Raw genomic sequence first — 5968 nt, forward strand, 5'->3', positions numbered from 1 at the left:
CTACCGAAGGCGCATCATGGTCCACATCGCCCTCACCCGAGGGCAGAGACCAGCAGCATGAAATCAGCACACGCCCCGCTCAAATGCGGAGAGCCCCCAAAGGTGTGCGGTGTGTTTTCCTCGTACCGAGTGGCCCAGGTGATAGTGGCCGAGGATGCAGTGAGTATCCGATTCGGGTCTCCGCAGCGGGTTTCTCTTCGTTCCGTCGAGAACCCGTGTGCAGAACCTACGTCGAATATCGTCTCCATCAGTGTCGGACGGTACTCGAGTGCTGATGCGGAAAAACATACAGTCAAACCACAGGACCTACTCAGTGAATGTGTGGATCAAAGTCGGGTGAGAGTGTCGAGACCGCCCCGGAATTGCAGCTCCGACGTGCTCAGGACTGGCCGGGCTTTCGCTGGGCGTGAGAATCAGTTGTCGAGTATTTCCCGGCATTGTTCCGGGGTGTTGCCTTGCTGCAGGCAATTCGACCACAGGACCTGGGGATGGTTCGGCGGATTCGTTACTGTCGGGGTGCTTGTCGTGGTCCGAGGAGTGCCAGCTGTTGGCGGTGCATCGGTCATTCCGGCTTCGGCCCGAGGGTCGGGGAAGGTCATTCCTAGTGAGTTGGTGCACGTGGTTCCGTCGCAGGATCCTCCGTTGGCGGTGATTTCGCTGACCCGGTTGATCGCTGCGGGGCCGGCGCATTCGTCCGTCCAACCGTATGTTCCGTCCGTGAACGCGGTGTTCGGGCCGGGCGAGGTGCAGTAGTCGATGTGCTTGGTCACCGCCGGCGTGGGCGTGTCGATGAATGTTGCCTCCGCTGTGGGCGGTTCGACGATGGTTTCCGTCGTGGGTTCCACAATCGTGGTACTGGAGACCGGTGTGAGTGTCCCTGAGGAGCTCGGTGTCGTGGCGGTTGCAGTTGCTCCCTCAGACGAGGCAGGTTCGGTGGATGTGCCCTGGTCGCTGCATGCACTGAGCGCGAGAAGCAGGATCGGCGCTGCTAGCCAGGATTTTTTCATTGTCATTTGTGATCGCTTCATCCTGTGGACGGGTCGGCGTGTGGTGGCAGAGCTAGGACGGGTGTCAGCGGCGCATTTCTGCGTACGCTTGTCGCCGCAGCTGTCGAAGTTGCCGCCCATCGGCCAGTTGCCAGTCCCTCCAACCGTGCCGTTGCCGGCCCATGATGTCCGTCAACGGCGCCGAGGGTGGCCCGTAGCGTTTCCCGTCGACGTCGAGGGCCCCGTCCCGCGTGATCGTTGCGATGTAGGTGAGCCCGCGGCCGGTATCGTGATACGTCAGCTGGTCGCCGACCTGTAGATGGCCGAAGAGCATGAGCTGCAAGATGTCGTCGTCGTACGCGATCGGGGCGGAAGACGGCATGATTCGATCGGGTTGGTGTGTGAGCATGGAGGATTCGGATGTCGAATCGTCGCCGTCGCACGAGTTCGGATTCGCCTCGTCAGGTTGTGCGGTTGCGGTGGCTGCACCCGCGAGACGATGTTCCGTTGTAGGTGTCGGTATCTCGACTTTGTCTGCGTGTTGGTTTCCCGAGCCCACGAGGTTTCCGATCCCGCGGCCCACCCACCCGAGCCCGGATCCGACTCCTGAGACACCGGCACCGATCGCTTTGCCGGCCGCGCCGGCGACAGCACTGCCTGCGGACGCTGCCCGACTGCCGACTTCCGCCAGGGCGTCGACGACGCTGGGACTCTCGTGGTCGGTCCATCCCATGACCTGGCTGCCACGTGCCTGCGCGAAGTCGTCGAGGTCGTTCTTGAGTTTGACGATGTCGTGTTTGAGATTGTGGGCGGCGCCCCACCGGAATCCGTCGAGTCGGTGCATTTTTGCAAAGTTCGACAGTTCCGACCGCGCGTGCAGCAACAGTTCGCCGTCGCGTTCGAAATGCTCTGCCAGCACTGTGCGTGCGTCGTCGAGCACCACCTGCAGATGCTGCGGCTCGGTGGCCTGCACGCGCGCGATCCGCAACCGCTGCCACAGATAGAGCGACTGCTCACCGACCACCAACAGGTGCAGGGATTCGCCGAGCCGGTTCTCTTCGATTGCTCGGCGGAGATAGTCGGCGCGATCCTGGACCGGGCGAGTGGCATCGAACCCGGCCAAGGTGCGTTTGACGTGTTCTCGGAGGCGTTCGATGGTCACATTCAGGGTGGGCCGGAGTCCGGCAACAGATTCCCAGTCTGCGGTCGGCAGTGTTCCGTGTTCGTCGAGGGTGGTGACGAGCCGATCCAAGGTTGTGAAATGACCGACCACGTCACCGACTCGGGACGCTTGGGCGAGGGCGAGGAGTTGTTCGACTTTACCGTCGACGCGGGCGATCGATTCGTTCACCGACGCGATGGCCACCGAGAGGGCGACCTGCACCGCGATGAGTTGGAAGGACAGTGCTTGGGTGGGGCCGAGGGATACTTTCTGCCATTGCAGTTGCTGGCGGAACTTCCCTGCTTGGTCGACGACGGTCATTCGGAAGAACCCGCTGTCACCCGGCAACGCTTTGTACGTCTTCAATGCCTGGACGCTGTCCGGTGACAGTCGCACGAACTGACCGGCCTGGGCGGCAATAGATTTCGCTCCGACGGCAGCGGCGGCGACATTGGCCATCGAGGTTGTGCTGACGCCGGAAACATCGAGTGCCTCGCCGGCGAGATCGGTCAGGCGCGCGAGGTAGCCGGCTACGACCTCCGGGTCCCCGGCAACGAGAATGCCTTCCGGCTCGACGGAGACAGCGAGTTCGCTGCCAGGGCCGGCGCCCTCGAACAGGTCCATTGCAGCAGTGCCTGGTCGAGTGGGCTCTGATAATGAACTGTTCGACGAGGGTGTCTCGTTCATCGATGTCCGCTTTCTGCTGGTGTGGTGGTTTCCGGTGGAAAGCATCCTGGCGATGTCGGTGATGGCGGCGTCGAATCGTTCCCGTCCGCCGGCCGAGTTCAAGCCACGATCGGAGCAATGAGGAATGTTTCCCGGAACGACATACACGTCGCGTTCGATGCCGGCGCGCTCCCACCCGTCCCGTGCGGCGACACCCAACAACAGCACTATCTCCAAATTCGGGCACAACGCGACGAACTCTCGGGTCCACTGAGCCGAGCGGGCACGTTCGGCCGGGGTGGAACCACCGTTCTTGACCCCGGAGACAGGGAACGGGACGACATTCCAATGCACCACGTCCGACCACGAAATACCGGCGCGGGCATACGCTTCGCGACAGTTGCGTGCAGTGCGGTCGTTGTTGTCGAGACTGAGCAGACCCGACCCGGTCCCGGCCTCAGCTTTCGTGGAGGGGTTGTCCAGCAGAACAAGAACTCGCGCATCGATTCCACCGAGATCCGGATCCACGTAGGGCACGTGTCCGTGGGGGAGCCCGACAGAGTCGGCGATACGGTCCGCGAGCGAATTCAACGCCGCCACATGAGTGTCGCGAATACGGTTCTTCTTCTCGACAACTACCGTGGGGTCGGCGTTGCGTCCGTTACTCATGATGGTGAGTATTCATGGTCGTCGTACTCCTCGAAACAGGCGCCCAGCAGATAACTCGTCCACCGGCCAGAGTTTATGAACATGCTGTGGCAATCGCTCCGATGACAATCACCAAGAAGACAACGAAACCGATGAATTCCACCACTCCTTCAGCGGGTGAACCCTTTTTCGCAGCACTCATCTGAACCTCACTCCTGTCGTTTTCCCCGCGAAGCTCGGACACGATCAACGCAGATGCGACTCGCAGTCTCATCGCCCTGTTTCACAGCAAGAGTGGCACGGCCCGCCGACATGTTCCGTTGGCGGAGAATCGCTGAACTCAGAAGGTCAGGCGTGCAGTTGGTCGCTCCGCAGCTAGCGCTCAGCTCTGTTGGTTCACAGGTCGGCCGGATTCGAATCGCCAGATCGCATGATCGAGATGGGTGACGTTGTGGCCGCATTTTTCGGCGACCGCTTTCACAAGCATCGCGGCATCGGTTGCGCTCACATTCTCCGCGACCGCTCCGATCGCGTCGGCGACGTAGCGGATGACCATGCGATCAGCTTTCACACCGGGAGTACCAGCGAGCATCAGGAAGTAGTTCCAGGTGATCCCGGAACGCTGGCCAGGTACCCGCGCCCAGGCTTTCTTCGCGCTCGCGAGATCGTCGGCGTCGGCGGCGCGGAGGTCGTCGGTGCTGTCGATTCCCAGCTCACGCAGCCGCCCGGCAGCCTCATGAATAGCCGCAGCCTTGAGCGGAGCACCTTTGGTCGTCGAGGTCGGTTTGCGGTTGTTCGTCATCTCGGCCCACTCCTTCGGGCCGCCGAGTTCGTCGAAAGTCTCCAACAGGGCGCCGGCATTGTCGGTGTCGGCATCACCGCCCTGCGCCTGCCGGAAGTCGATGTAATGCCTCAGGACGTTTTTGACGGAGTTGTAGTGTGCGCCGGTGGACGCGATCGAGTCGATGATGCACAGAGCAAGGCTGCGCGGGTAGCCATCCGGGCGGAACCACAGATCAGAATCGCCGAGGTCGGCGTTGCAGCGCTTCGCGAGGAGTTCAAGCCGATCATCTGATGGCGTGGGCATGTGTGTCCTCTGATCTGTGCTTCGTGTAGGGTCTCGCTGCCGATGACATTTCGAGACGCCGTGACATGCGCGTTCATGTCGGGTCTCACGGTATGGCCACCGCGATCTGTCTCAACCTGATGACATTTCTTCATCGGACACTGTGCCCACACCAGCTGCCTGTCCCGTGTTTTCGCGTTGGTTCCGAGTAGCCGACCGCGAGATCCCGTTTGTTCGGACTGCCCCGTTTGACGCCCGTTTGACGCCCCGAAGGCAAAATCAGTGGACGGGGCTATCGGGTTTGTACTGGTCGGCGAGTTTCGATCAAGGGCCGGTTTCAGGACGTGCCGGTGCGGGTTCGGCAGACGGTACATCGCAAACCTCGTCGGCGCTTTTGAGTTGGGACGCATGTTTCGCCGGGCCGCGATCATCGCGCCTCGTTCGACCGACTCCGCGTTTCCTCGATGCGTTGCCGCTGTCGGACCCCGTACGCCGCCTCTTTGACGGCGGCGTCGTCCTCGAGACCCGAACCGAGGGCCCCACCGATGGTCGCGATGGACGCCAGCAGCCAGGTGAGCGTCAGGTAGTCGGAGAAGTTCACCCCGTGCCCGAGAACACTGGACAGCAGTTCCGAGGGAAGAGTCAGACACGCGGTGAACAGCAGCAGGCAGAACAGGGCCACATGCAGCACGACGACACCGATGACCAGGGTGACTACGGTCGCGGTGTTGTACAGCACCGATCGATCGCGTTCCGCCGGCGACTTCGGCCGCTCCCAGAGTTCGTGGTCGAGGATCAGCCAGAGAATGATCGCCACGATCGACAAAATCATCGCCACACTCATACGCCATGGCCCCATCGTGTCGGCGAACAACCAGATCGTGTTGGTGGCCAGCGCGATCGCACCCGTGGCGAAGGCGCCGACGAGGACCTTCGACAGTCCGGTGACCAGTCGCCACGGCCGGTTGGCGCGCACCATCCCCGACAACAGTCGCAGTCGCCGCAGTCCAGAGGGCGCGAAGTACCGGATGCCGTCCTCAACTTGCGCAGACCGGAACCGTCGCGCCGCACCGGGGGGGCATGAGTGCCGGCTCACCGAGGATGTGGGCGATGGCGAGTTCGGTGATGGTGCGGACGCGGCGCTCGATGTGGATGCCGCCCACTCCGGCGACCGAGATGAGCGCGAATTTGTGGTCGGCGCTGACGTCGGCCACCACCGGGAGGGTGTCCTCGCGGCGCGGCAGATCGGTGAGGTATACGACGATGTCTTCCTCTTCGGAGGACGGATCGACCGTGTCGATGATATCGGCGAAATCCGCTTGCTCGTCGGGCAGGTACGGTTTGCGGCGCACGCACGTCGTCCACCGGCGCTCGTCCCGGTCAGGGCTGCCCAGGCGTTCCGGCAGGTACTCCGCAATACGTTCGGCAAGAGCCGCTGGT

The 5968-nt window shown here is 62.3% G+C and carries 4 protein-coding genes and 1 pseudogene; all 5 read right to left on the bottom strand.

Translation table 11 applies throughout. From position 1 onward, the window contains the following. Positions 1-413 precede the first annotated feature (413 nt). Entirely contained in the window at positions 414-845 is a 432-nt protein-coding gene (locus tag ACH4F2_RS34985) for a hypothetical protein (RefSeq protein ID WP_099699025.1), read from the bottom strand. 226 nt (positions 846-1071) lie between these two features. Continuing rightward, entirely contained in the window at positions 1072-3483 is a 2412-nt protein-coding gene (locus ACH4F2_RS34990; RefSeq protein WP_360675772.1) for a hypothetical protein, read from the bottom strand. Positions 3484-3844: 361 nt separating this feature from the next. Further along, positions 3845-4549, bottom strand: a complete 705-nt coding sequence (locus tag ACH4F2_RS34995; protein WP_166814184.1) for a heme peroxidase — start codon at positions 4547-4549, stop codon at positions 3845-3847. Between the two features lie 406 nt (positions 4550-4955). After that, positions 4956-5507, bottom strand: a complete 552-nt coding sequence (locus ACH4F2_RS35000; RefSeq protein WP_350835171.1) for a hypothetical protein — start codon at positions 5505-5507, stop codon at positions 4956-4958. Between the two features lie 58 nt (positions 5508-5565). After that, positions 5566-5968 (bottom strand): annotated as a pseudogene (locus tag ACH4F2_RS35005) (hypothetical protein); the annotation flags it as partial.

It is taken from the genome of Streptomyces sp. NPDC017890 (assembly GCF_044328675.1).
Taxonomy (GTDB): domain Bacteria; phylum Actinomycetota; class Actinomycetes; order Streptomycetales; family Streptomycetaceae; genus Streptomyces.

Coding starts and splice junctions, on each gene's coding strand:
- ACH4F2_RS34990 (WP_360675772.1), bottom strand. CDS start 3,483: ATGAGTAACGGACGCAACGCCGACCCCACGGTAGTTGTCGAGAAGAAG.
- ACH4F2_RS34995 (WP_166814184.1), bottom strand. CDS start 4,549: ATGCCCACGCCATCAGATGATCGGCTTGAACTCCTCGCGAAGCGCTGC.
- ACH4F2_RS35000 (WP_350835171.1), bottom strand. CDS start 5,507: ATGGTGCGCGCCAACCGGCCGTGGCGACTGGTCACCGGACTGTCGAAG.